We start from the raw sequence: 24914 nt of genomic DNA on the forward strand, positions 1-24914 counted from the left end.
TTCCGGACGAACCACCCTCGCGCAACCCCTGCGGCCCTGAGCGTGCGAGAGCGGCTCGTTGGGGAACGGTGCGCGCACCGCGCCGCGCTCACCCGTCGAGGTGCGCGCGCAGCTCGACGACCTCGAAGGCGGGGGTCGTGGACGTGGTGAGGGCGTTGCCGTCGATCTCGCGCCACTTGTGCAGAGGGTCGACGTCCACCCGGTAGCGGCCCGTCCACGTCGTCGTGAGCGTGATCCGGGCCGTGCCAGGGTGGAAGTACGTGCTGAACACGTCGTGGTCGGGGTAGCGGTGGCCCTGTGACGCCGTGACCAACGGCGGCTGACCGTCGGCGAAGTCCCACGAGTACGACACGGGCGTCGCCTCGATGTCGACGCCGTAGCCCAGCAGGTCGGTGCGCAGCGTCTGCACCTCGGCCTCCGTGTACACGATCGTCTTCTTGTTCACGAGCACCGGGCCGCCGTCGGGCTGCATGCGCGCGGGAGCGGCCGGGATCGTCAGCCGTCGGAAGTCCTCCTGCGTCACACGCGGGATCAGGTCCTCCGGGCAGTGCCACCCGACCTGCAGATGCCACGTCTCCTCCGTGCGCAGTCGGCGCCAGATCGGCATGAGCGGCGCCCCGTCCTCACACTCGGGCGGGTCGTGCTGGACGGCGGACCCGCCCCAGCACGCCTCGTTCGACTCGCGGTCGATCTCCGGGAACCGGCTCCAGCACGGCAGGTCGCGCTTCCAGACGTAGGGCCCCGCCTCCGGGTTCGCCTCGTACCTGCGAATGCCGTCGGTGGAGCGTCGGGCGCGCGCGCTGAACCCGTCTTCGTCGACGCCGGGCTCGACCTGGAGAGAGTAGGCCGGGGTTGCCAACCCCACGGCGATGAGCCCGACCAGCGCGGCCAGGAGTGATCGGTGGCGACGCGTCGTCACGACGCCTCTACCCACGAGGTGACGAGCCAGGCGCCATCGTCGTAGAGGAGGTCGATCTCATGGCTCATCCGACCGCCGATACCCTCGTCGATGACAGACCCGTCGGGGGCGGTCTCGCGGGACGGCGCCTGCGTGAACGTGATGGTCGCCGTGAAGAACTCGGCGTCGCGCTCTTCAACCTCGACGTCCGCCACGATGATGCCTCCGCCGTCTGTGACGATGTCGTTCGCCTCGTACTCCTCCAGCGTGGTGATCACCTGGTTGCAGTACCGGCAGTCGGCGTAGGCGAGCTTCTCGAACGCGTCCAGGTCGTGCGTCACCGCTGCGTACGGAAGCAGGAGAAGGAAGTACTCGGCGACGTGCGCCGCGGCCTGCTTGCTCGGGGGTGCGTCGAGGGCGTCCGGGCGGGGCGGGGGGACCGTCAGGTCGATCGACGAGAAGTCCACGCCGGCGCTCGCCAGGGCGGTGGGAGTCGGCGACGCCGACGGGGTCGGTGCGGCGCTCGCGGTCGGGGCGACCGTCGTCGGGACCGTGGCGGACGGGGTCGGTGCGGCTGCACCGCCGCCCGTGCAGCCGGCGAGCGTGGCAGCCAGGACGAGCGCGACCGCGCCGGACGCGAGCACGCGGCGGGCGGGGCGCGGGGTCGGAGGCGTCGTGGTCGTCGCAGTCGGGTGCACGGCCGTGAACATACCCAAACCGGACAGGCGGACGGGGGCGGTTCCACGAGGCTGTGGACAACCGTCCGAGCGCGCGGTGGGCGGGGAACGCGTGCGGGGAAAGGGTGCGGGAAAAGGTCGACGCCCCGTCCGGCGAGGGATGAGCCGGACGGGGCGTCGCGAGCGGGCGGGGCTCTACCAGCGGCCTGAGCCGCGGGAGCCCCCGGAGGTGGTCAGCCCTCCTGCCCGCTCTTGCGGCCTCGGACGTCCTCCAGCGACGTTCCGTAGTAGGCCGCAGTCATGATGTCCTTCATGTCGTCGATCATCGGCATCCGCGGGTTGGCGGGGGCGCACTGGTCCTCGTAGGCGCCCATGGCGACCTCGTCGAGGCGGGACATGAACTCCTGCTCGTCGACGCCCTGCGCCTGGAAGGACGACGGGATGCCGACCTTCGCACGCAGCGCCTCGACCGCCAGGGCGTAGGACTCGACGCCCTGCTGCGGCGTCGCCGCCGGCAGACCGAGCATCTGGGCGATCTGCTGGAACCGCTCGGGCGCGACGTAGCTCTCGTACTTGGGCCAGCTCGTGAGCTTCGTCGGGACCGTGCCGTTGTAGCGGATCACGTGGGGGAGCAGCGTGGCGTTCGTCCGGCCGTGCACCAGGTGGTACGTGGAGCCGATGACGTGCGCCATCGCGTGCACGATGCCCAGGAACGCGTTGCCGAACGCCATGCCGGCGATCGTCCCGGCGTTGTGCATCTTCTCGCGTGCGTCCTGCGTGGCCGGGTCGGTCGGGTCACCGTTCACCGACTGCGCGAGGTTGTCGAAGATGAGGCGGATGGCCTGCAGCGCCATGCCGTCGGTGAAGTCGTTCGCGTAGACCGCGACGAACGCCTCGGTGGCGTGCGTCAGGGCGTCGAAGCCCGAGTCGGCGGCGAGCGAGCGCGGCATCTTCGAGGTCAGGACCGGGTCGATGATCGCGACCGTGGGGGTCAGCGCGTAGTCCGCGAGCGGGTACTTCTTGCCCGCGTCGGGGTCGGAGATGACCGCGAACGGCGTGACCTCGGCGCCGGTGCCCGACGTGGTCGGGATGCACACGAGCTTGGCCATGTCGCCCAGGACGGGGAACTTGAACGCGCGCTTGCGGACGTCGAAGAACTTCTGCTTGAGGTCGGAGAAGACGATCTCCGGGTGCTCGTACAGCAGCCACATGACCTTCGCGGCGTCCATGGGCGAGCCGCCGCCGAGCGCGATGATCGTGTCCGGCTTGAAGTGCCGCATGTTCGCGGCGCCCTTCTGCACGGTGCGGACCGACGGCTCGGGCTCGACCTCGTCGATGATCTGGACCGCGACCTTGTTGGCGCGCCGGTTCAGCACGTCCAGGACCTTGTCGACGAACCCGAGGGTCGTCATGGTCGTGTCGGTGACGATGGTGACGCGCTCGACGTCGGCCATGTCGGCCAGGTAGCGGATCGCGTTGGGCTCGAAGTAGGTCTTCGCCGGGACCTTGAACCACTGCAGGTTGTTGTTCCGACGACCGACGCGCTTGACGTTGATGAGGTTCACCGCCGAGACGTTGTTGGACACCGAGTTGTGGCCGTAGGAGCCGCAGCCGAGGGTCAGCGAGGGGATGAAGGCGTTGTAGATGTCGCCGATGCCGCCGAGCGACGAGGGCGCGTTGCAGATGACGCGGATGGCCTTGACGCGCTTGCCGAACTCCACGGTCAGGGCGTCGTCACGCGTGTGGATCGCGGCCGAGTGGCCGAGGCCGTCGAACTCGACCATCTTCTCGGCGAGCGTGATGCCCTCCTCGGTGGAGTGCGCACGCAGCACCGCGAGGACGGGGCAGAGCTTCTCGCGGGTCAGCGGCTCGTCGGGGCCGACGCCCGAGACCTCGGCGAGGATGATCGACGTGTCCGCGGGGACCGTGAAGCCCGCCTGCTCGGCGATCCACACGGGCGACTTGCCGACGACCGCGGGGTTGAGCTTCGCGCCGGCGCAGTTCTCGCCGCCGGCCTCGACGCCGAAGATGAACTGCTCGAGCTTGGCCTTCTCGGCGGGCGTCGCGCGGTACGCGTGCAGCTTGGCGAACTCGACCATCGCGGCGTCGTAGATCTCGTCGTCCAGGATCGCGGCCTGCTCGGACGCACAGATCACGCCGTTGTCGAACGCCTTGCTCAGGACGATGTCGTTGATCGCGCGGGCGAGCTTGGCGCTCTTCTCGACGTACGCGGGGACGTTGCCGGCGCCGACGCCCAGGGCGGGCTTGCCGCACGAGTACGCGGCCTTGACCATCGCGTTGCCGCCGGTCGCGAGGATCGTCGCGACCCCCGGGTGGTTCATCAGCGCGCTCGTCGCGGTGAGCGACGGCGCCTCGACCCACTGGATGCAGTGCTCGGGCGCACCCGCGGCGACCGCCGCGTCGCGCACCACGCGGGCGGCGGCGATCGACGACTGCTGCGCGTTCGGGTGGAACGCGAAGATGATCGGGTTGCGCGTCTTGAGCGAGATGAGCGACTTGAAGATCGCGGTCGAGGTCGGGTTGGTGACCGGCGTGATGCCCGCGATGACGCCGACGGGCTCGGCGATCTCGGTGATCCCGTTGAGCTCGTCGACGTTGATGACGCCGACCGTCTTGAGGTTCGCCATCGAGTTCGTCACGTGCTCGCACGCGAAGATGTTCTTCACGGCCTTGTCCTCGAACACGCCGCGGCCGGTCTCGTCGACGGCGAGCTTCGCGAGCTGCCCGTGCTGGTCGAGCGCGGCGACCGCGCCCTTCTTGACGAAGCGGTCGACGTCCTCCTGCGTCATCGACTCGAACTCGGCGAGCGCCTTGGCGGCGTTCGCGACGAGCGCGTCGATCGCGGCGTGGACCTCCTCGTCGGACTGCACCGCGAGCGCCGGCGCCGGGGCGTCGGCCGGCTTGCGGCTCTTGGCAGGACGGGGCGTGCTGGTGGTCACGGAGACTCCCTGGTCGAGACGAAATTCGGTGAGAGGGGCGGGTGCTGGAGGCCCGCCCGAACCGATGGCTCGACGCTAGGGAAGCCCTCGTCGGAAGTGGTGGGATGAAAGTCCCCCGAGGTCAGGAGGGTGCCGCCGAGTCGTGGGCACCGCGGGCCCGAGGGGGACCTGGGTCCTGGTCCATCCCATTCGTCACCCCGGGTTCCTCACCCGGCTCCCGGTGAGGGGTCAGTCGCGCAGCCGCGAGACCCACGACGACGCGAGCGACTCCTCCTCGAGGTCGAGCTCGCGCATCATGCGGCGCATCACCGCCTCGTCGAGGTCGCCCGCGTCGCGGTGCGCCATGAGGACCTCGCGCTGCACGGCGATGACCTGGCGGCGCACGGTCTGCAGCCGCCGTCCGGCGGTGACGGACGTCGCCGCCTTGCCGCCGAGCAGCCCGAGCCCCCGCGCCGCCTCCGCCTGCACGCCCAGCTCCTCGGCGCTGCTCGGGTCGAGCATGACGGCCGCCGCGGTCGCGCGCGAGCGCCAGCCCTGCGACAGCCGCTCGACGACCTCCGCCGCGCGCTCGTCGCCCATGGTGGAGGCGAGCCGGGGCTGCTGCGCCTCGAAGTAGCGCTGCACCGCGTCCGCGGTCGCGACGCGCATCGCGGCCTCCTGACGCGCGTCGTCGGCCGCCTCCTGCGCGGAGCCGACGCCCAGGCGGCTGATCAGCCACGGCAGCGACGGGCCCTGCAGCAGGAGCGTGCCGAGCGCGACCGTGTACGCCGCGAGCTGGATGGTCGCGCGGTGGTCGAACGGCGCGCCGCCCATGGTCGCCGGGATCGCCGCCGCGGCGGCGAGCGTGACCACGCCACGCATCCCCGCCCACGACACGACGGCCGACTCGCGGGCGGTGAGCGCGTCGTTCTCCGGCCGGTGCGAGCCGGGCAGCCGCACGTTGTCGAACCACGCGGTCGAGAAGATGTACACCGGCCGCACCAGCACGGTGACCGCCAGCACGACGAGCGACACGGTGAGCCCGTGCGCGAAGCCCTGGTCGGAGTCCACGACGTCGCGGATCACCCACGGCAGCTGCATGCCGATCAGCGCGAACGTGAAGGACTCGAGCACGAGGTCGAGCGTCGACCAGATCGGCTCCTCGAACAGGCGGGTGGCGAACCCCGCGCGCGGCGACGTGTGGCCCAGGTACAACCCGGCGGCGACCACCGCGAGCACCCCCGAGCCCTCCACCGCCTCCGCGCCCCAGTACGCCGCGAACGGGGTGAGGATCCCGATCGCGGACGCGACGACCGCGTCGTCGAGGTGCGTGCGCACGAGGTGCACGACCACCCCGAGGGCGAGGCCGACGCCGACACCCGCGAGGACGGCCAGCGTGAACGTCCACAGCCCCGCGCCGAGGGCCCACGCACCGCTCGCGACGCCCGCGAGCGCCACCTTGTAGAGGGTCAGCGAGGTCGCGTCGTTGATGAGGCTCTCGCCCGAGAGCAGGGTCATGACGCGCCGCGGCAGCCCGAGCCGCCGGCCGACCGCTGCCGCGGCGACCGCGTCGGGCGGTGCGACGACCGCGCCCAGCACGAGCGCCGCCGCGAACGGCACGTCGTCGAGCACGCAGAACACCGCCGCGACCGCGAGCGCGGTGACGAGCACCAGCCCGACGCCGAGCCGTGTGATCGAGTTCAGCGACGCCCGGAAGTCGCGGTACGACGACGACAGCGCGGCGGAGTAGAGCAGCGGCGGCAGCACGAACTCGAGCAGCAGCTCCGGGTTCACCTCGTAGCGGGGGACGCCCGGGACGAGCGAGACGAGCAGAGCGACCGTGACGACGACGAGCGGCGCCGGCCACCCGCGACGGCGGCTCACCGCCGCGACGAGCACGGCCGCGGCTGCCAGGACGAAGACCTCGACGTGGTGCATCTCGCTCCCGTGATCCTCCGCAGGGACGCTCCGACACTAGCCGCGCGCCAGCCACCGTCCCCGTGGCGGCGTGGTCCGGCCGCACAGGTGCGTCGCCGGGCGCGAGATGATCACCCCGAACTCGCCCAAACCGGCTACAAAGGCGAGATCTGCCTGCTAGCCTCGCTGGCGCTCCCGCGATTCGCGGTCGAGCGGCAGGGGAGGGCGGCTTACTTCATTCCGCGACCGGTCGGCGGCGGGGAGTTTCCAATTGCGTGCGGCCACATCGCAATGCGGTGGTGTGGCAGCAATCACGAAGGGGGTTCGAGTGGCGAACGCAAGAATGAGACAAGTCGGCGTGCGGGTGGGCGCATGCATTCTTGGTGTCGCGCTTCTGGCATCAGTTCCGGCGTCGGCATACGCCGACCTCTGGATCGAGAAGAAGGGCGGTATCGGAGCGACCTACAAGACCAGCTACGGCGCGCAGACCGGGGCCTACGTCGAGGACGTCGCAGCCGACAGCCACGCGGTGAGGATCGACTACTACCGCTATTCGACGGCCAATCCGATGCTCACGCTGCGGGACACGGACGGGTCCAAGGACGGCACCTACAACTTCGACGAGCGCCGCGGCAAGGTCGTGACCCTGAAGCTCTGCGTCTACAACAGCAACCCGTTCGACTGGCAGTGGTGCTCAGGCTGGATCAGTTGAGCGAGGACTCGGGTGCACGGTGGATCAACTGCCGTGCACCCGAGATCGTGCCTTCGCGGGAGAGATCAATGAAACCTCTGGTCGATCTGGAACGCGCCTGCTTCGGCTTTCGGCGCAGGACGATCCTCGACGACGTGTCCTTGACCGTCGAGCGTGGCGAGTCCGTGGCGGTCGTCGGGCCGTCCGGGAGTGGGAAGAGCACGCTGGCCGCCGTCGTCGCGACGCTGCTGCGGTTGCAGTCCGGCGAGCTCCGGATCGACGGGCAGGACGTCCTTGCGCTGCGTTCGGCGAGGCTGGCGGCGTTCCGGCGCGCCACGGTCGGAGTGATCTTCCAGCACGCGGAGCTGGTGCCCACGATGACCGCGCTCGAGAACGTCGCGCTTCCGGCGCTGCTCGACGGGGCAGACCGGGCCACGGCCGAAGGTCGCGCGCGTCGGCTGCTCGACGAGGTTCAGCTCAGTGAGACCGACACACCGGCGGGCGACCTCTCGGGCGGTGAGGCGCAACGCGTGGGTATCGCTCGAGCGCTCGTGAATGCGCCCGCACTCGTCGTCGCCGACGAGCCCACGGCGTCCTTGGACGGCCCGACCAAGGCCGTCGTGGCCGACCTGCTGTACTCACGCCTCGAGGCGCACGGCGCCGGCCTCCTCATTGTCTCGCACGACGTCGCGGTCGCCTCCCGGGCGGACCGTGTTCTGCGCCTCGAAGGCGGTCGACTGACCGCCCAGCTCGCGGAGGTGCACTAGGTTGCTCGGCGTCGTGAGGGCATTGAGGACGGGCGACGCGGTCGACACCGTCTGGCGGGTCGGGATCGGCGTCGCCGCGGCACTCGCGGTGCTCGTCCTGCACCTGTTCCCCTCGGTGCACCATGAGTACGACGCCCGACTCGCACGCGACGCGGCGCGAGCGCCGGTCTTCCTCGCCGAGGGTGCGACGGCCTCCGATGGCGTGATCGGGCACTGGGGCGCGCGGGACGACAGCCTCGACGGGGAGCCGGTGGCGGTCGCCCTGCTCCTGCCCGAGGGCCGGCCGGACCAGACGCCGCCGGGTGTGGACCGTTGGCCCGGACCCGCGGAGGTCTTCGCCTCGCCCGGGGTGCTGGACGTCCCAGGGGCACAGGATCTCGTCGCGCGGTACGGCACACTCGTCGGAGAGATCGACGCCGCGGTGCTCGCGGACCCGCGCGAGAAGGCGCTGTACGTGGGCGTGGACCCCACGGTCCTCGAGGAGCCGTCGTACTGGCTGCCCGTGACCGGGTTCGGGCTGCAGGTCGACCCGGCACGCGGCGACAACGGGTACTTCGGGTCGACGATGTACCAGTCCAGCCGCACGGGTGCGCTGAGCCTGGTGCTGGTGTTCGCGCTGGCGCCCCTCCTGGTCCTTCTGGTCGTGCTCGCCCGGGTCGGCGGGGAACGGCGGGACGCGACGGTCGCGCTGCTCGTCGCGCTCGGTGCGTCGCGGGGCCAGGTGCGCCGAGCACTCTGGCGCGCGGTCCGGGTTCCTCTCGGCGTCGGGGTCGGGCTCGCCGTGCTCATGGCGTCAGTGCTCGCCCGCGTCACCTGGACCGTGCCGTACACCGGCTACGTCATGTCGCCGTCGTCCGACCCGCGCCTGGACCTCTCGCTGCTCCTCAGCGCCGTCGGGGGCGCCGCCCTCACCTGGGCCGCCGTGCTCGCAACGACACGCCCGCGTCGGACGGCGTTCGCGTCGCCCCGACCTGCCCGGGCAGGGCATCGCGCCACCGCGCGACCCGTCATCGCGCTGCTCGCCGTGCTCGCGGCGGTGAACTGGCTGTACGCGCTGGTGAACCCCACCAACCCCACGACCGGGTCGATCGTGCTGTTCGTCGGTGTGCTGGCGTGCGTGCTCCTCATCGGGCCGGTTACCGCGAGCCTCCTGACGGCGCTCGCGGGCGCCGTGACCGCTGCCGCGCGTCGAGGCCGCCGTCCCGTGGGCATGCTCGTCGGACGGGAGCTGGCGTCGATGGCCCGGCCGGCCGTTCGGGCCACGATCTTCATGGGAGTCGTCGCGCTGACCGCGACGTTCGCGACCGTCCTGTCCACCGCGCCGGGTGACTTCCTTCGACAGGTGATCGCCGCGAGCGACGCGAACGCGGGCCGCTCGGTGCGGATCACCACCGGGGAGAGCGCGCGATGGCTCCCGGACCTCGGACGTGCGCTCCCTGAGGGCCAGCACCTGGTCGGCGTGCAGACGGACCCGGTCGCCGGCACGACGGTGATCACCGCGTCCTGCGAGACTCAGACCGCTCTGCTCGGTCGCTGCGCCGACGACGGAGGCGCCGATCTCGGCGCGCTCACGGACGGTGCGGTGCCGGTCGTGCTGCGGGTCTGGGGGATGGACGACACGACCGCCGTCCGGACGGGTGAGCCCCGGCCCGGCGAGGTCCTCGTGGTCCGGGAGGACGACCGGGCCGTCGACACCGTGGCGCTGTCCCGGGCCATGCGGCCCTTGGTCAGCCCGACCCCGCTGATGACGGAGCCGGAGGCGTCATGGGTGATGGGAGCAACCGTCGCGGTCCGGCAGTCCGGCTGGATCGTCGTGCTCGGGGCCGTCGCAGGGCTGTTCGCCGTGACGATGGGATGCGCGTCGCTCGCGGCGGAGCTCGCCCGGATGCGGAGACGCCACCGGGTGTTCGCGGTGTACGCAGGGGGACTGCACCGCCATCTCGGCCTCGGGGTCGGGCTCGTGGGCGTGCCGCTGCTGCTCGGTTCGGTCATCGGGTCCGCCACCGCGTTCGCCGCCAGCTGGAACGCCATCCAGTACGGCAGCGCGTCGACGACGTCGGTCGGCCCGCTCCTGGGCGTCCTGCTGGGGACCGGTGTGCTGGCGGCAGCTGCGGTGAGTCTCGGGTCGGCATGGGCGACATCCCGGAGAGACGTCGCCCGGCGCGGTTCCGGCTGACCGTCTCCGAGCCCGCCGACCCTAGTCGAGACCCCCGGTGGCTCGCTTCGTCATGCGTCGTCGAGCCCCACGGCACCGGCTCCTTGCCGGACTCGTGGCAGGCCCGGACGTACGCGCGGTGCAGCAGCGCACGGTCGGCATCCGGGACCCACGACGCGGAGCGCCGCACCTCGAGCTCGAGCGCGAACGCGGCGTCGTCGTCCGCCGTCAGGGCGTCGAGAGAGTGCCGCAGGTGCGCGACCACCTCGTCCTGGCCCGACCCCGTCGCGTCCCGCGGCGGCGCCTTCCACAGCAGCCGCACGCCGGACGTCGCGGTCGCACCGCCCTTGACGAGCAGCGACGTGAGCCGCCCGGCCTCGACCGCGACGTCGACGCCGAACGTCACCTCGGCCTCGTCGGGCCGTGCGCGGCGCAGCGCGTCCGTCATCGACCGTGCGACGCGCGCGACCGACTCCGCGAGGTCGTCGAACGACAGCACGTCGCTCAGCGCGGAGACGTCCTCCTCACGGTCGTCCTGCCGGGCGATCTCGACCATGACGAGCGGCGCGCCCGGCTCCACTTCGGTGCTGACGATCCGCGTCATCGCTCCGCCCCCCTGGAGACCAGAGAAAGGGGGCTTCTCGGACACGGTAGCGCCGCCCGCCCGGTGTGGCACGGGTGAGAAGCCTCAGGTGGCGCCGCGCGCGGCCCGAGGGGCGATACGCCCGGTCTCGCGGCCCGTCGCCGGGCTAGGTTCGCCGAGCGGGGCCCGAGCGGGGGCGAGCAGCGGACGAGGGGGAGACGGATGGCGCAGGGGGCACGCGGGGTCGCGTTGGTGACGGGAGCAGCCGGGGGCATCGGGTCGGCCGTCGTGAGCGTGCTGCGGGCGCGCGGGTACGCGGTCGTGGGGACCGACCGGGTGCCGCGCGACGACGTGCGGGCGCTCGACATCACGGACGGCGACGCCGTCGCGGCGTTCGTCGCGCGGGTCGAGGACGACCAGGGCCCGGTCGAGGTGCTCGTCAACGCCGCCGGCCTGCTGCGCACGGCTCCGGCGCTGGACGACGACGACGACCTCGTGGCGCTGGTCGCGGTCAACGTCCTCGGCACCGCGACGCTCACGCGCGCCGTGGTGCGGCGCATGGTCGCGCGCGGGCGTGGGTCGGTGGTGACGGTCGCGTCCAACGCGGCGCGCGTGCCCCGCACGGGCATGGCCGCGTACGGCGCGTCGAAGGCCGCGCTCACGGCCTGGACGAAGTCGCTCGGGCTCGAGGTCGCCGAGCACGGCGTGCGCTGCAACGTCGTGCACCCGGGCACCACGCGCACACCGATGCTCGGCGACCTCGGGGACACCGAGCAGGTCGTCGCGGCCGCGATCGCCGGCACGCCCGAGGCCTACAGGGTGGGCATCCCGCTGCGCCGGGTCGCGGAGCCGGAGGACGTGGCGGCGGCGGTCGCCTTCCTCGCGTCCGACGAGGCGCGCCACCTCACGATGCACGAGCTCTACGTGGACGGCGGGGCGTCGCTGCACTGACCCAACCGCGGCGCCGCTGACCCCGGCCGCGTGGCGTGCCGGTCAGCGGGGCAGCGCGAGCGCCGTGACCAGCAGGTCGTCACCGACGGCCCAGCGGCCGCGCAGCTCGTCGACCCCGAGACCGGGCTTCAGCAGCCGGACGACGAACGTGTCGTCCTCGAGGTGCACGCGCACGTCCTCGAACCCGAGCCAGACGCCCGTGATCGGCGACCACACCTTGTAGGCCGACTCCTTGGCGCTGAACAGCACGCGGTCGGCGCACAGCGCCGGGTCGAGCTCGGCGAGCGGGGCACGCTCGGACTCGTCGAGCACGAGGGCCGCGACCTCGGGCGGCAGCGGGGCGCGCGGCTCGGCGTCGATGCCCAGTCCCGCCCAGGCGTCCGCCCGTGCGACGGCCGCGGCACGGTAGCCCGCGCAGTGCGTCATGCTCCCGACGACGCCCTGCGGCCACACCGGGGCGCGGTTCGGTGCGCTCGGCACCGCGAGCGTCGTGACGCCCAGCCGGCTCAGCGCCTCGCGCGCGCACCCGCGCACGGCCGCGTACTCCGCCCGACGAGCGGGCACGGCCTGGGCGACCGCGCGCTCCTCGTCGGCGAACAGCGGGACGGTCACCGGCGGGCCGTGCCGTTCGGTGACCTCGACCCCCGGGGGCAGCAGGTCGGCGAGCACGGCCTCACTGTGCCCGAGACACCTGTGTCCCCGCCGACGCGTCCACACCTGCGCGGGTGCGGTCGCGCCAGACGACGACGGCCCGTGACCGAGGTGGTCACGGGCCGTCGAATGCCGGTGCGCCCGAAAGGATTCGAACCTTCGACCTTCTGCTCCGGAGGCAGACGCTCTATCCGCTGAGCTACGGGCGCGAGACGCGCGAACGCATCGGCCAGCGAGCCTACCAGCCCGCCACCCCAACGCCCGCCACCTCAGCGCCCGCGACCCCCAGTGCCCGCGACCCCGCGCTTCCTCCGGCTCTGGGCGGGGATACCCGGAGGAACCGCGGGGTCGTCGGGTTGGACGGGGTGGTCGGGGTGGACGGGGTCAGGACTCGCCGAGGAGGGCGGACAGGTACGCCGTCGTCTCGGCGACGGCCTTGGCGCTGTCGCCCGCGACGATCGCCTCGACCAGCGCGTCGTGCGCGGTCTGGCCGTGGTAGTCGGTGACGAAGTTGAACCGGATGTTCTCGCCGATGGCGTCGATGAGGTTCTCGTACAGCGACGCGAGCACGGGGTTGGCCGCGGCGCGCACGATCGTGGTGTGCAGCGCGAGGTCGGTCGCGACCATCGCGTCGAGGTCGCCCGAGACGTACGCGGCAGCGCGCTCGTCGCGGCGGTCGAGGAGCGTGCTGGCGTCGAGCGCCGTGCGGCGACGCGAGGCGAGGCGGGCGGCCTCGACCTCGAGCGCGCGGCGCACCTCGACGACGTCGCGCTGGCGGGCCTCGGCGATCTGCCGGCCCATGCTCGCCGCGAGCTCGGACGACGAGAGCACGTACGTCCCCGAACCCTGACGCCGCTCGAGCAGACCGGCGTGCACCAGCGACTGCACGGCCTCGCGCACGGTGTTGCGACCGACCCCCAGCAGCCCGACGAGCTGCGGCTCGGGCGGGATGCGGGAGCCGACGGGCCACTCGCCGCTCGTGATGCGCGCGCGTAGCTCCTGTACGGTCGAATCGATCAGACCGGTCCGTCGCGTCATCGGGACAGGACTCCGTGAACAGGCATGCGGTGCAGTCAACACGAGCCGGGTGTCTGCGTGCCAGGGGTGTCCGTCGCGCCGACCGTCCCATCCTGCCGATTCACCCTGCGGAGTGTCGTGACGCCTGGTTCGCCCCCTCCGGCTCCCTGGCGCGGGCGGCTCGTGGTGCTCCTGGGCGTCGTGCTCGTGGCGCTGAACCTGCGCATCGCGGTGGCGGCGGTCTCACCGATCCTGGACGCGGTGAGGGAGGACGTCGACCTGTCGCCCGCCCAGGTGGGGGTGCTCGGCACCGTGCCGCTGCTGTCCTTCGCGGTGTTCGGCTCGCTCGCGTCGCCGCTGGGCCGGCGCCTCGGCCTGGAGCCGACGGTCGTGCTCGCGCTCGCGCTGTCGACCGTGGGGGAGGTGGCGCGAGCGCTGTCGTCGTCGGCGCCCGCGTTCCTGGCGTGGTCGGTGCTCGCGCTCGCGGGCATGGGGATGGGGAACGTGCTGCTGCCGCCGCTCGTGAAGCGGTACTTCCCGGACCGCATCGGCGTGGTCACCGCGGCGTACGCGGTGATGCTGTCCGTGAGCACGGCCGTCCCGCCGCTCGTGGCGCTGCCGTTCGCGCGCGCCGCCGGGTGGCGGTGGGCCGTGGGGGCGTGGGCGCTGCTCGGAGTGGTCGCCGCGGTGCCGTGGCTGGTCGTGATCGTCCGCTCGGTCGCGGCGCGCGCGCACGTGCGTGAGCTCCTGCGCCGCGTGGGCCGGGGAGCGCGGGCGCGTGGCACGGACCCGCGCGTCGCCCCCGGCGGCGCACCCGGCGACGCGCGCCTGGTGTGGCGCTCGCCCCTCGCATGGGCGATGGCCGTGACGTTCGCGGTGAACTCGCTCGGCACGTACACGGTGTTCGCGTGGCTGCCGGAGATGCTCGCGGACCTCGGGCTCGGCACGGAGGCGGGCGGGCGGTGGCTCGCGCTGTTCGCGATCCTCGGGCTGCCCGCCTCGCTCGTCGTCCCCGTGCTGACCGCGCGCATGCGCTCGCCGTTCCCGCTGGTGGCCGGCTTCGTCGCGAGCTGGGCGGTCGGCTACCTGGGGCTCCTGCTGGCCCCCGCGCACGGCACGGTCGTCTGGATGGTGCTGCTCGGGCTCGGCACGAGCTCGTTCCCCGTGCTGCTGGCGCTGATCGGCCTGCGCACGGCGACGCCGGGCCTCGCGGTCGTGCTGTCGGGGATGGTGCAGGGCGTGGGGTACGCGCTCGCGGCGCTCGGGCCGGTGTCGATCGGCCTGGTGTACGAGGCCACGGGCGGCTGGGACGCGCCGATCCTCGTGCTGCTGGGGCTGCTCGTCGTGCTGCTCGTGGCGGGGTGGCGGGCGTGCCGCCCCGAGGTGCTGGGGCACGTCGAGCCGGGGCCGTCGACGACGGACGTCCGCGAAAGGGCGTCGCGCGGTTCCCCTACCCTGGAGCGGTGACTCCCGACCAGCTCTCGCAGGCCATCGCGGCCGCCCTCGCGGCGGCCGTCGCCGACGGCACGTTCGCTCTCGACCCCGCCGACCTCCCGGCGACCGTCCACGTCGAGCGACCCCGTCAGCGAGAGCACGGCGACTGGGCGACGAACGTCGCGCTGCAGCTCGCGAAGAAGGCCGGTTCGAACCCCCGCGCGTTCGCCGAGGAGCTCGCACGCCGTCTGACCAGCACCGACGGCGTCGCGTCCGTCGAGGTGGCGGGACCCGGCTTCCTCAACATCCGGCTCGACGCGGCGGCGGCCGGCGAGCTCGCGCGCAGCATCGTCGAGCAGGGCGCCTCGTACGGCACCAACACGGCCGAGGCGGGGCACCGCGTGAACCTCGAGTTCGTGTCCGCGAACCCGACCGGCCCGCTGCACATCGGCGGTGTGCGCTGGGCGGCCGTGGGCGACAGCCTCGCGCGTGTGCTGCAGGCGGCCGGCGCCGAGGTCACCCGCGAGTACTACTTCAACGACCACGGCGCGCAGATCGACCGGTTCGCGCGCTCGCTGCTGGCGCGCGCCCGCGGCGAGGAGGCGCCCGAGGACGGCTACGGCGGGCAGTACATCGCGGACATCGCGGAGCAGGTGACGGCCCAGGCCGTCGCGGCGGGCGAGCCGGACCCGGCCACGCTCGGCGACGACGAGGCGCTCGAGGCGTTCCGCGCGCGCGGCGTCGACCTGATGTTCGACGAGATCAAGAAGTCGCTGCACGACTTCGGCGTGGACTTCGACGTCTACTTCCACGAGGACTCGCTGCACGAGTCCGGTGCGGTCGACCGTGCGGTGGCGCGCCTGCGCGAGCTGGGGCACGTGTACGAGCAGGACGGCGCGACGTGGCTGCGGACCACCGAGCTCGGCGACGACAAGGACCGCGTCGTCATCAAGTCCGACGGCGAGGCCGCGTACATCGCGGGTGACATCGCGTACTACCTCGACAAGCGCGAGCGCGGGTTCGACCGCGTGGTGATGATGCTCGGCGCGGACCACCACGGGTACGTGGGCCGCATGAAGGCCGTCGCGGCGGCGTTCGGCGACGACCCGGACGTCAACCTCGAGATCCTCATCGGCCAGCTCGTGAACCTCGTCAAGGACGGCGCCCCGGTGCGCATGTCGAAGCGCGCGGGCACGGTCGTGACGATCGACGACCTGGTCGACGCGGTGGGCGTGGACGCCGCGCGATACGCGCTCGCGCGCTCGTCGACGGACTCGGCGATCGACCTGGACCTCGACCTGCTCGCCAAGGCCACCAACGAGAACCCGGTCTTCTACGTGCAGTACGCGCACGCGCGCACCGCGGCGATCGGGCGCAACGCGGCGGAGGCCGGCGTGCGCCGCGAGGACGGGTTCGACGCGAGCGTGCTCGACCACGAGACCGAGGCGGTGCTGCTGGGCCACCTGGCGCAGCTGCCGCGCGTGGTCGCGCAGGCCGCGAACCTGCGCGAGCCGCACCGGGTGGCGCGCTACCTGGAGGAGCTCGCGGGCGGGTTCCACAAGTGGTACGACGCGAAGCGCTACGTCCTGCCGCAGGGCGACGAGCCCGTCACGGACACCCACCGCACGCGCCTGTGGCTGGTCGACGCGACGCGGCAGGTGCTCGCGAACGGCCTGGGTCTGCTCGGCGTGAGCGCGCCGGAGCGGATGTGACGACGAGCATCCCGGGCGAGCCCTGGTCGACGGGCGTCGCACGGGACGGCTCGGGCGCGCTCGTCGTCGGCGGGGTGCCGGTGGCGCGGCTCGCGCAGGAGGTGGGCACGCCCGCGTACGTGCTCGACGAGGCGGACCTGCGCGCGCGTGCCGCGGGGTACCGCCGCGCGTTCGAGACGGCGTTCGCCGAGGTGGGCGCGGGTGTCGACGTGTACTACGCGGGCAAGGCGTTCCTGTCGGTCGCGGTCGCGCGGTGGGTGCACGACGAGGGGCTGCGCGTGGACACCGCGTCGGGCGGCGAGCTCACGGTCGCGTTGCGCGCGGGGGTGCCGGGCGCGGACATCGGCCTGCACGGCAACAACAAGTCCGACGAGGAGCTCGCGCTCGCGCTGGACCACGGCGTGGGCCGGGTCATCGTGGACTCGCTCGTCGAGGTGGAGCGGCTCGCGGCGCTGGTGCGGTCCCGCGGGGGCGACCCGGCGCCGGTGATGGTGCGCGTCACGACGGGGGTGCACGCGGGCGGGCACGAGTACATCTCGACCGCGCACGAGGACCAGAAGTTCGGTCTGTCGGTCACGGCGCGCGACGGCCAGGACAGCCCGGCGATGACGGCACTGCTCGCGGTGCTCGACCACCCGGAGCTGCGCCTGCTGGGCATCCACTCGCACATCGGGTCGCAGATCCTCGACCCGTCGGGGTTCGAGGTCGCCGCGCGCGTGGTGCTCGAGCTGCGCGCGCAGCTCGCGCGCCGCACGGGCGTGCTGGTCGAGGAGGTCGACCTGGGGGGCGGGTACGGCATCGCGTACCTGCCCGGCGAGGTCGCGCTGGACCCGGACCGCATCGCGAAGGACGTGGCGGCCTCGGTCGCGGCTGCGGCCGCGGACCTCGCCACCCCGCTGCCGCGGTTCTCGATCGAGCCGGGGCGCGCGGTCGTCGGGCCGTCGGGGCTCACGCTCTACACGGTCGGGACCGTGAAGCCGGTGCGCGTGGACGACGAGACCGAGCGCCTGTACGTGTCCGTCGACGGCGGCATGAGCGACAACATCCGTCCCGCGCTGTACGGCGCGCGGTACCACGCGGAGGTCGTCGGGCGGCTGTCGTCGGCGCCCTCGGTGCTGGCGCGGGTCGTCGGGAAGCACTGCGAGTCGGGTGACGTCGTCGTGCACGAGGTGCAGCTGCCGGGCGACGTGCGCGCGGGGGACCTGCTGGCGGTCGCGGCGACGGGTGCGTACGGCCGGTCGATGGCGTCGAACTACAACCTGCTGACGCGGCCGCCGGTCGTGGCGGTGCGTGACGGCGCGGTGCGCACGCTGCTGCGGCGCGAGACGGTCGACGACCTGCTGGCGCTCGACCAGGGCTGACCGGCCGCGCTGGACATGTGCCCAAGGACCCTTCCGGAGGGTAGGTGAGAGTCGCGTCCTGCCGACCGGACGTCCCGGACGGCCCACCACGCGTGCGCCCTATCCTGTGCCCAGTCCCCGACGAGAGCACCGGAGGTCGTGTGCCCGCCCCCCTGAAGGTCGCCCTGCTCGGCTGCGGTGTCGTCGGCACCGAGGTGGCCCACCGCCTGGTCACGCACGCCGACGAGCTCGCCGCGCGCGTCGGCGCACCGCTCGAGATCGTCGGCATCGCCGTGCGGGACGCGGCATCGCCGCGCGAGGGCGTCACGGGCACCTCGCTGGAGCCGCTGCTCACCACGGACGCGTCGGCGCTCGTGCGCGGTGCGGACGTCGTCGTCGAGGTCATGGGCGGCATCGAGCCCGCGCGCACCCTGATCCTGCAGGCGATCGAGGCGGGCGCGTCGGTGGTCACGGCCAACAAGGCGCTGCTCGCGTCCGACGGCCCGACGCTCTACAAGGCGGCCGACGCGGCGGGCGTGGACCTGTACTTCGAGGCCGCCGTCGCGGGCGCGATCCCGATCGTCCGGCCGGTGCGCGAGTCGCTCGCGGGCGACCAGGTGCAGCGCGTCCTCGGCATCGTCAACGGCACGACGAACTACGTGCTCGACCGCATGGCCACCGACGGGCTCGAGCTCGAGCAGGCCGTCAAGGAGGCGCAGGCGCTCGGCTACGCGGAGGCGGACCCGACGGCCGACGTCGAGGGCTACGACGCGGCGGCCAAGGCCGCGATCCTCGCCTCGCTCGCGTTCCACACGCGGGTGTCGCTCGACGACGTCGCGCGCGAGGGCATCACGGGCGTCACCGCCGCCGACGTCGCGTGGGCGCAGCGGACCGGCCACGCGATCAAGCTGCTCGCGATCGCGGAGCGCAACGTCCGCGACGACGTCGCGGGCATCCAGGTGCGCGTGCACCCGGCGCTCGTGCCGCTGGAGCACCCGCTCGCGGGCGTGCGCGGCGCGTTCAACGCGGTGTTCGTCGAGGCGGAGGCGGCCGGCGAGCTCATGTTCTACGGCCGGGGCGCGGGCGGCGCGCCCACCTCGTCGGCGGTCCTCGGCGACCTGGTCTCGGTCGCGCGCCACCGTGTGCTCGGCGGGCGCGGGCCGGTCGAGTCGTCGTACGCCGACCTGCCGGTGCTGCCGGCGGAGGCGGCGTGCACCCGGTTCCAGGTGCGGCTCGACGTCGACGACCGCCCGGGCGTGCTCGCGCAGGTCGCGCACGTACTCGCGGAGCACGACGTCTCGATCGAGGCCGTGCGGCAGTCGGCGGACGCGGGTGCCGCCACGGGCGTCGCCCGCCTGCTGATCACCACGCACACCGCGCGCGAGAGCGCGCTCGCGGCCACCGTGGCCGCGCTCACCGACCTCGACGTCGTGCGTGACGTCGTGTCCGTCCTGCGAGTCGAAGGAGCCTGATGGCCCACCAGTGGCGCGGCGTGATCGCCGAGTACGCCGACCGCCTGCCCGAGCACCTGACGACGCACCCGGTCACCCTCTACGAGGGCGGCACGCCGCTCATCGCGGCACCCGCGCTGAGCGAGCGCACGGGTGCCGACGTGCACGTGAAGTTCGAGGGCATGAACCCCACGGGCTCGTTCAAGGACCGCGGCATGACGACCGCGATCTCGGCGGCGGCCGCGCGGGGTGCGAAGGCGGTGGTATGCGCGTCGACGGGCAACACCTCGGCGTCGGCCGCGGCGTACGCGACGCGCGCGGGCATGCTCTGCGCGGTGCTCGTGCCGGACGGCAAGATCGCGATGGGCAAGCTGAGCCAGGCGATCGCGCACGGTGCGACGCTCCTGCAGGTCGACGGCAACTTCGACGACTGCCTGATCGCGGCGCGCAAGCTCGCCGAGGCGTACCCGGTCGAGCTGGTGAACTCGGTGAACCCCGACCGCATCCAGGGTCAGAAGACCGCGGCGTTCGAGATCGTCGACGCCTTGGGCGACGCCCCGGACATCCATGTGCTGCCGGTCGGCAACGCGGGCAACATCACGGCGTACTGGAAGGGCTTCCGCGAGTACGCGGGGCTCGACGACGGTGCGGCGCACGGTGCCGTCGCGTCGCGCACCCCGGTGATGTGGGGCTTCCAGGCGGCGGGCGCCGCCCCGATCGTCCTGGGGCACCCCGTGTCGGAGCCCGAGACGATCGCGACCGCGATCCGCATCGGCAACCCGGCGTCGTGGCAGCAGGCCGAGCAGGCGCGCGACGTCTCGGGCGGTCTCATCGAGTCGGTGACCGACGAGGAGATCCTGCGCGCGCACCGCGTCCTGTCCGCCGAGGTCGGCGTGTTCGTCGAGCCCGCGTCGGCCGCGGGTGTCGCGGGGTTGCTGCGCCTGTCCGACGAGGGGCGCGTGCCCGCCGGTGCGCGCATCACCATCACGGTCACGGGCCACGGCCTCAAGGACCCGCAGTGGGCCCTGCGCCGGCCCGACGGCGGCGAGGTCACCCCGGTGCGCGTGCCCGCGGACGTCGTGTCCATCGCGGACGCGCTCGGCCTGGGCTGAGGCCGCCGTGCGACTGCGTGCCGACCGGGTGCGCGTGCGCGTCCCCGCGACGTCCGCGAACCTCGGTCCGGGTTTCGACGCGATGGGCGTGGCCCTCGCGCTGCACGACGAGGTCGAGGTCCGCGCGGTCGCCGCGCCGGGCGTGACCGTCGTCGTCGAGGGGGAGGGTGCCGGTGCGGTGCCGGGCGACGAGCGGCACCTCGTCGTGCGCGCGATCCGCACCGCGCTCGACCACGTCGGCGCGCCGCAGGCGGGCCTGACGCTGACGTGCCGCAACGCGATCCCGCACGGCCGGGGTCTCGGCTCGTCGGCCGCGGCGGTCGTCGCGGGCATCGTCGCCGCGCGCGGGCTGATCTCCGAGCCCGAGGCGCTCGACGACGCGACCGTGCTCGCGCTCGCGACGCAGCTCGAGGGACACCCCGACAACGCGGCCCCGGCGATCCTCGGCGGCGCGACGATCGCGTGGACGACCCCGGCAGGCGCGGTGGGTGCGACGCAGGTCGAGGTGCACCCCGACGTGGCCCCGGTCGTGATGATCCCGCCGACGCACCTGTCGACGAAGGCCGCACGCGGTGTGCTCCCCGAGCAGGTGCCGTTCGTGGACGCGGCGCGGCAGGCCGGACGCTCGGCGCTGCTGGTGCAGGCCCTCGGGCGCCGCCCGGACCTGCTGCTCGACGCGACGGTCGACCTGCTGCACCAGGAGTACCGGCGCGCCGTCATGCCGGACTCGCTCGCGCTGGTCGACGCGCTGCGTCGCCGGGGGGTCGCGGCGGTCGTCTCGGGTGCGGGCCCCACGGTCCTCGCGCTCGCGCGCCGGCTGCCCGACGAGCCCGGCGGGCCGGACGTGGCGGGCGACCCGGGCACGGACGCGGACGCCGCGATCGACGAGGCGTTCGGCGGCGTGCTGGGCGGCTGGGTGATCCGCCGGCTGCCCGTCGACCCCGCCGGGGTGCGCCTCGCGGTCGGCGACCACCCGATCGGGTGAGCGGTGTCGCGCGGGGTCATCGCGGCCGGTCGTGAGGCCGACAGTGGTAGCATCGTCGCGTTCCCCCGGACCACATCCTCCGGGTCGCGTGCCTCCCGAACGGTGTTCCGCAGGACATCCGCGGGACCGCTGCCCAGGCGAGCCGACCATCCGGGAACAACCCCAGCCTTGAACGCGTCGCCGACACGGTCGTGAGCCGCGCGTGGGCTTCCAGCACCGTCTCGTCGACGGACGTCCGTCTGACGAGACGACGGCCTCCTACCCCGAGAGGCCACCGACGAGGGGGAAGGGTCCTTCGTGACAGACACCAACCAGACCGGGTCCATCGCGGCGCTGCGCCTGCCCGAGCTGCAGGCCCTCGCGTCCGAGCTCGGCGTCAAGGGCATCTCGAAGATGCGCAAGGGCGACCTGGTCGAGGCGATCGACGCCGCGCGCGGCGGTTCGCGCCCCCGGGCCCTCGACGCGCGTCGTGAGCAGACCGTCGCGCCGGTGACGGAGCAGGCGGGCCCCGTCGAGCGCGACGAGGCCGCGCCGCGCACGCAGCGCACGCGCGGTGCCCGCCGCGCGCAGGGCCCCGCGCAGGACGCGCTCGCCGGTCTCGAGGCCGCGATCGACGCGAAGATCGCGGGCGAGCCGGTCGAGCGGCGCGGCGAGGGCCGTGACGGCCGCGAGAGCCGTGACGACGACCGTGCGCAGCGCGCCGCCGAGGCGGTCGGCGAGGCCGTGGGCGACGTGGCGGGCGAGGCCGGCGAGCGCCGCTCGCGCCGCGCGGGCCGTGGCCAGGGTGCCTCCGACGCGCAGGGTGAGGGGCGCCAGCAGCGCGCGCAGGGCCAGCAGACGGCTCAGCAGACCGGCCAGCAGACCGGCCAGCAGACCGGCCAGCAGGGCCAGCAGGGTGTCGCGGCGCAGGGCGACGACGACGAGGAGCGGGGCGGGCGTCGCCGCCGCTCGCGCGACCGCTACCGCGACCGGGACCGTAAGCGCGGCCGTGGCCGCAGCGGCCAGCCGGACCTCGCGGGTCTCGACGAGGTCGAGCTCGCGGACGACGACGTGCTGCTCCCGGTCGCGGGCATCCTCGACATCCTCGAGAGCTACGCGTTCGTGCGGACCACCGGGTACCTGCCGGGCCCCAACGACGTGTACGTCTCGCTCGGCCAGGTCAAGAAGAACGGCCTGCGTCGCGGTGACGCGATCACGGGCGCGGTGCGGCAGCCGCGTGACGGCGAGGCCGCGCAGGGCGGCCGGCCGAACAAGTTCAACGCGCTCGTGCGGCTCGACTCGGTCAACGGCCTGTCGCCCGACGAGGCGCGCCAGCGGCCCGAGTTCCAGAAGCTCACGCCGCTGTACCCGCAGGACCGCCTGCGTCTCGAGACCCCGGACCCGGGCCGGCTCACGCCGCGCGTGATCGACATCGTCGCGCCGATCGGCAAGGGCCAGCGTGGTCTGATCGTCGCGCCGCCCAAGGCCGGCAAGACGATCATCATGCAGCAGATCGCGAACTCGATCACCGCGAACAACCCCGAGGTGCACCTCATGGTCGTGCTCGTCGACGAGCGCCCCGAGGAGGTCACGGACATGGAGCGGTCGGTCAAGGGCGAGGTCATCGCCTCGACGTTCGACCGCCCGGCCTCGGACCACACGATCGTCGCGGAGCTCGCGATCGAGCGCGCCAAGCGCCTGGTCGAGCTGGGCCAGGACGTCGTGGTGCTGCTGGACTCGATCACGCGCCTGTCCCGCGCGTACAACCTGGCCGCGCCCGCGTCGGGTCGCATCCTGTCGGGTGGTGTCGACGCCTCGGCGCTCTACCCGCCGAAGAAGTTCTTCGGTGCGGCACGCAACATCGAGAACGGTGGCTCGCTGACGATCCTCGGGTCCGCGCTCGTCGAGACCGGTTCCAAGATGGACGAGGTCATCTTCGAGGAGTTCAAGGGCACCGGGAACATGGAGCTGCGCCTGTCGCGCTCGCTGTCGGACAAGCGCATCTTCCCGGCGGTCGACGTCAACGCGTCGGGTACCCGCCGCGAGGAGCTGCTCATGTCCCGCGACGAGCTGCAGATCGTCTACAAGCTGCGCCGCGTGCTCGGTGCGCTCGACCAGCAGCAGGCGATCGAGCTGCTGATCGGCAAGCTCAAGGAGACCAAGTCGAACGTCGAGTTCCTGCTCGGCGTGCAGCGCTCCACGCCGGGCAGCTTCGGCGAGGAGAACGCGGGCCGCACGGTCTGACCACGCTCGACGAAGGCCGCGCCCGCTCGGGCGCGGCCTTCGTCGTCCCGGGCGCACGCCGCCGGGTGCAGAAGGCCCTGCCGGTCGGACCTTCTCCACCCGTCCCTGCAGCCGTCGTCGGTCGCTCAAGGTCGGCGGCGCGTGCGTCGATGGCGGGGTGTGGACGCGGTGCGCGACGGGGGTGACGACATGGTCGCGTGGCTGACCGAGCGTGCCGGGGCGGCGCCGCCGTGGGTGCTCGGGGCCGCGGCGCTCGTCGCGCTCCTCGTCGTGGCCGCGGTGGCGCGGCGCGCGCGACGTCGGCCCGGCGGTCGGCCTGGCGGTCGGCGTGGCGGTAGGCCTCGCGGTCGTGGGCCCCGGCCGGGGGAGCTGTGGTTCGCCCTCGTGCCGTTCGAGGACCGTTCGGGGGCCAAGGACCGGCCGGTGCTCGTGCTCGACGTCCAGGGCGGGTCGGTCGTCGTCGCGCAGCTCACCTCGCAGGACAAGAGCCGCCGGCGCGACCACGTGCCGGCACCCGCGCGCCTGACGGGCATGCGCAAGGACGGCTGGCTCGAGCTGCGCACGCGCACCGTGCCGCGGGGTGCGTTCCGGCGCCGCGCGGGAGACCTGGGCCCGGCGGGGCTCGTCTGGTTCGAGCGCGAGCTCGAGCGTGCCGGGACGGCCGCCGGCGGGCGTTGACGCGACGAGTCAGCTCGGGTCGCCGATGTGCCCGGGCGCCGTGACCGACAGGACGCGCTCGACGAACGCGGTGTACTCCGACATGTAGTGGCGCAGGAACGTCGCGGTGTCCTCGTGCGTCACGGTGATGCCGCCGGCGCCGTCGTCGGCGTAGTGCTCGGGGTGGAACGTCAGGTACACCTCGGGCGCGTTGAGTTGCGGCGCGTTGAGGAAGCTCAGCACGCTGCGCATCGACGACTGCATGACCGCGGTGCCGATCGCGCCGATCGACGCCCCGACGATGCCGGTGGGCTTGCGCGCGAACGAGTTGGTGCCCCACGGGCGCGACGCCCAGTCGATGGCGTTCTTGAGTGCTCCGGGGATGGACCGGTTGTACTCGGGCGAGACGAACAGGATGCCGTCGGACGCCTCGACGGCCTCCTTGATCGCGCGGCCCTGCGGCGGGTAGTCGTCGTCGTAGTCCGGGGAGTAGAGCGGCAGGTCACGGATGCCGATCTCGACGAGCTCGAGCTCGGGCGGAGCGAGCCCGACGAGCGCCCGCGCGACCGTGCGGTTGACGGACGTGCTCGACAGGCTCCCGACGAGGTAGCCGATCCGGTACGTCATGGCCTTCTCCTTCGAGCTGGGCGGGTCGGCACCTCCACGGTGCTCACTCCACGGTGCTCACTCCACAGTGCTCACTCCACAGTGCTCACTCCACAGTGCTCACTCCACAGTGCTCACTCCACAGTGC

The 24914-nt window shown here is 73.1% G+C and carries 19 protein-coding genes and 1 tRNA gene; 11 read left to right on the forward strand and 9 right to left on the reverse strand.

Annotated features, from left to right (window positions below):
* Positions 1–88: 88 nt before the first annotated feature.
* The 4 genes from CUD01_RS06335 to CUD01_RS06350 form a co-directional block, all read right to left on the reverse strand.
* Entirely contained in the window at positions 89–919 is an 831-nt protein-coding gene (locus CUD01_RS06335; protein WP_141319600.1) for a hypothetical protein, read from the reverse strand.
* Positions 916–1596, reverse strand: a complete 681-nt coding sequence (locus tag CUD01_RS06340; RefSeq protein ID WP_141319602.1) for a DUF6318 family protein — start codon at positions 1594–1596, stop codon at positions 916–918. The genes CUD01_RS06335 and CUD01_RS06340 overlap by 4 nt, the downstream gene beginning before the upstream one ends.
* A gap of 212 nt (positions 1597–1808) precedes the next feature.
* Complete coding sequence (gene adhE, locus CUD01_RS06345; RefSeq protein WP_094179407.1) at positions 1809–4535, reverse strand: bifunctional acetaldehyde-CoA/alcohol dehydrogenase; 2727 nt, start codon at positions 4533–4535, stop codon at positions 1809–1811.
* 228 nt (positions 4536–4763) lie between these two features.
* Positions 4764–6452: a cation:proton antiporter gene (locus tag CUD01_RS06350; protein WP_141319604.1), complete on the reverse strand. Its 1689-nt coding sequence runs from the start codon at positions 6450–6452 to the stop codon at positions 4764–4766.
* Between the two features lie 307 nt (positions 6453–6759).
* Here CUD01_RS06350 and CUD01_RS06355 point away from each other — a divergent pair, with 307 nt between their 5' ends.
* Both CUD01_RS06355 and CUD01_RS06360 read left to right on the forward strand, forming a co-directional pair.
* Positions 6760–7143: a hypothetical protein gene (locus CUD01_RS06355; protein ID WP_141319606.1), complete on the forward strand. Its 384-nt coding sequence runs from the start codon at positions 6760–6762 to the stop codon at positions 7141–7143.
* Complete coding sequence (locus CUD01_RS06360) at positions 7122–7889, forward strand: ABC transporter ATP-binding protein (protein ID WP_208405546.1); 768 nt, start codon at positions 7122–7124, stop codon at positions 7887–7889. Before CUD01_RS06355 ends, CUD01_RS06360 begins: the two co-directional genes overlap by 22 nt.
* Before the next feature lie 1988 nt (positions 7890–9877).
* Here the strand turns inward: CUD01_RS06360 and CUD01_RS17005 are convergent.
* A complete protein-coding gene (locus CUD01_RS17005; protein ID WP_243861188.1) occupies positions 9878–10648 on the reverse strand; it encodes a CU044_2847 family protein in 771 nt (256 codons plus the stop codon).
* A 201-nt stretch (positions 10649–10849) separates the two neighbouring features.
* Here CUD01_RS17005 and CUD01_RS06370 point away from each other — a divergent pair, with 201 nt between their 5' ends.
* Positions 10850–11578, forward strand: coding sequence for an SDR family oxidoreductase (locus CUD01_RS06370; RefSeq protein ID WP_141319610.1), 729 nt, complete (start codon positions 10850–10852; stop codon positions 11576–11578).
* A 42-nt stretch (positions 11579–11620) separates the two neighbouring features.
* Here the strand turns inward: CUD01_RS06370 and CUD01_RS06375 are convergent, their stop codons facing one another.
* The 3 genes from CUD01_RS06375 to CUD01_RS06385 all read right to left on the reverse strand — a co-directional run bounded on the left by CUD01_RS06375 (position 11621) and on the right by CUD01_RS06385 (position 13267).
* The gene (locus tag CUD01_RS06375) at positions 11621–12247 is read right to left on the reverse strand and encodes a 4'-phosphopantetheinyl transferase family protein (protein ID WP_141319612.1); all 627 of its coding nucleotides are present in this window, start codon (positions 12245–12247) and stop codon (positions 11621–11623) included.
* A 118-nt stretch (positions 12248–12365) separates the two neighbouring features.
* A tRNA-Arg gene (locus CUD01_RS06380) sits at positions 12366–12438 on the reverse strand.
* Between the two features lie 175 nt (positions 12439–12613).
* Positions 12614–13267: a FadR/GntR family transcriptional regulator gene (locus tag CUD01_RS06385; protein ID WP_094179414.1), complete on the reverse strand. Its 654-nt coding sequence runs from the start codon at positions 13265–13267 to the stop codon at positions 12614–12616.
* Between the two features lie 117 nt (positions 13268–13384).
* Here CUD01_RS06385 and CUD01_RS06390 point away from each other — a divergent pair, with 117 nt between their 5' ends.
* The 8 genes from CUD01_RS06390 to CUD01_RS06425 all read left to right on the forward strand — a co-directional run bounded on the left by CUD01_RS06390 (position 13385) and on the right by CUD01_RS06425 (position 24181).
* Positions 13385–14713 carry an MFS transporter gene (locus CUD01_RS06390; protein ID WP_244937689.1) on the forward strand — a complete coding sequence of 443 codons (1329 nt, stop codon included), beginning with the start codon at positions 13385–13387 and terminating at the stop codon, positions 14711–14713.
* Positions 14710–16392, forward strand: coding sequence for an arginine--tRNA ligase (argS, locus tag CUD01_RS06395; protein WP_141319616.1), 1683 nt, complete (start codon positions 14710–14712; stop codon positions 16390–16392). Before CUD01_RS06390 ends, argS begins: the two co-directional genes overlap by 4 nt.
* On the forward strand, positions 16389–17753 hold the full coding sequence (gene lysA, locus CUD01_RS06400) for a diaminopimelate decarboxylase (protein ID WP_141319618.1): 1365 nt from the start codon (positions 16389–16391) through the stop codon (positions 17751–17753). Before argS ends, lysA begins: the two co-directional genes overlap by 4 nt.
* A gap of 140 nt (positions 17754–17893) precedes the next feature.
* Complete coding sequence (locus CUD01_RS06405; RefSeq protein WP_141319620.1) at positions 17894–19204, forward strand: homoserine dehydrogenase; 1311 nt, start codon at positions 17894–17896, stop codon at positions 19202–19204.
* Positions 19204–20295 carry a threonine synthase gene (gene thrC, locus CUD01_RS06410; RefSeq protein WP_141319622.1) on the forward strand — a complete coding sequence of 364 codons (1092 nt, stop codon included), beginning with the start codon at positions 19204–19206 and terminating at the stop codon, positions 20293–20295. Before CUD01_RS06405 ends, thrC begins: the two co-directional genes overlap by 1 nt.
* A 7-nt stretch (positions 20296–20302) precedes the next feature.
* The gene (gene thrB / locus CUD01_RS06415) at positions 20303–21280 is read left to right on the forward strand and encodes a homoserine kinase (RefSeq protein WP_141319624.1); all 978 of its coding nucleotides are present in this window, start codon (positions 20303–20305) and stop codon (positions 21278–21280) included.
* A 297-nt stretch (positions 21281–21577) separates the two neighbouring features.
* Entirely contained in the window at positions 21578–23503 is a 1926-nt protein-coding gene (gene rho / locus CUD01_RS06420) for a transcription termination factor Rho (protein WP_141319626.1), read from the forward strand.
* Between the two features lie 141 nt (positions 23504–23644).
* Positions 23645–24181: a type II toxin-antitoxin system PemK/MazF family toxin gene (locus tag CUD01_RS06425; protein WP_166772134.1), complete on the forward strand. Its 537-nt coding sequence runs from the start codon at positions 23645–23647 to the stop codon at positions 24179–24181.
* 9 nt (positions 24182–24190) lie between these two features.
* On the opposite strand, the gene CUD01_RS06430 is transcribed toward CUD01_RS06425, so the two are convergent.
* Entirely contained in the window at positions 24191–24787 is a 597-nt protein-coding gene (locus CUD01_RS06430; protein WP_094179423.1) for an NADPH-dependent FMN reductase, read from the reverse strand.
* Between the last annotated feature and the right edge of the window lie 127 nt (positions 24788–24914).

The sequence above is a fragment of the Cellulomonas uda genome (assembly GCF_006538705.1).
Lineage (GTDB): Bacteria > Actinomycetota > Actinomycetes > Actinomycetales > Cellulomonadaceae > Cellulomonas > Cellulomonas uda.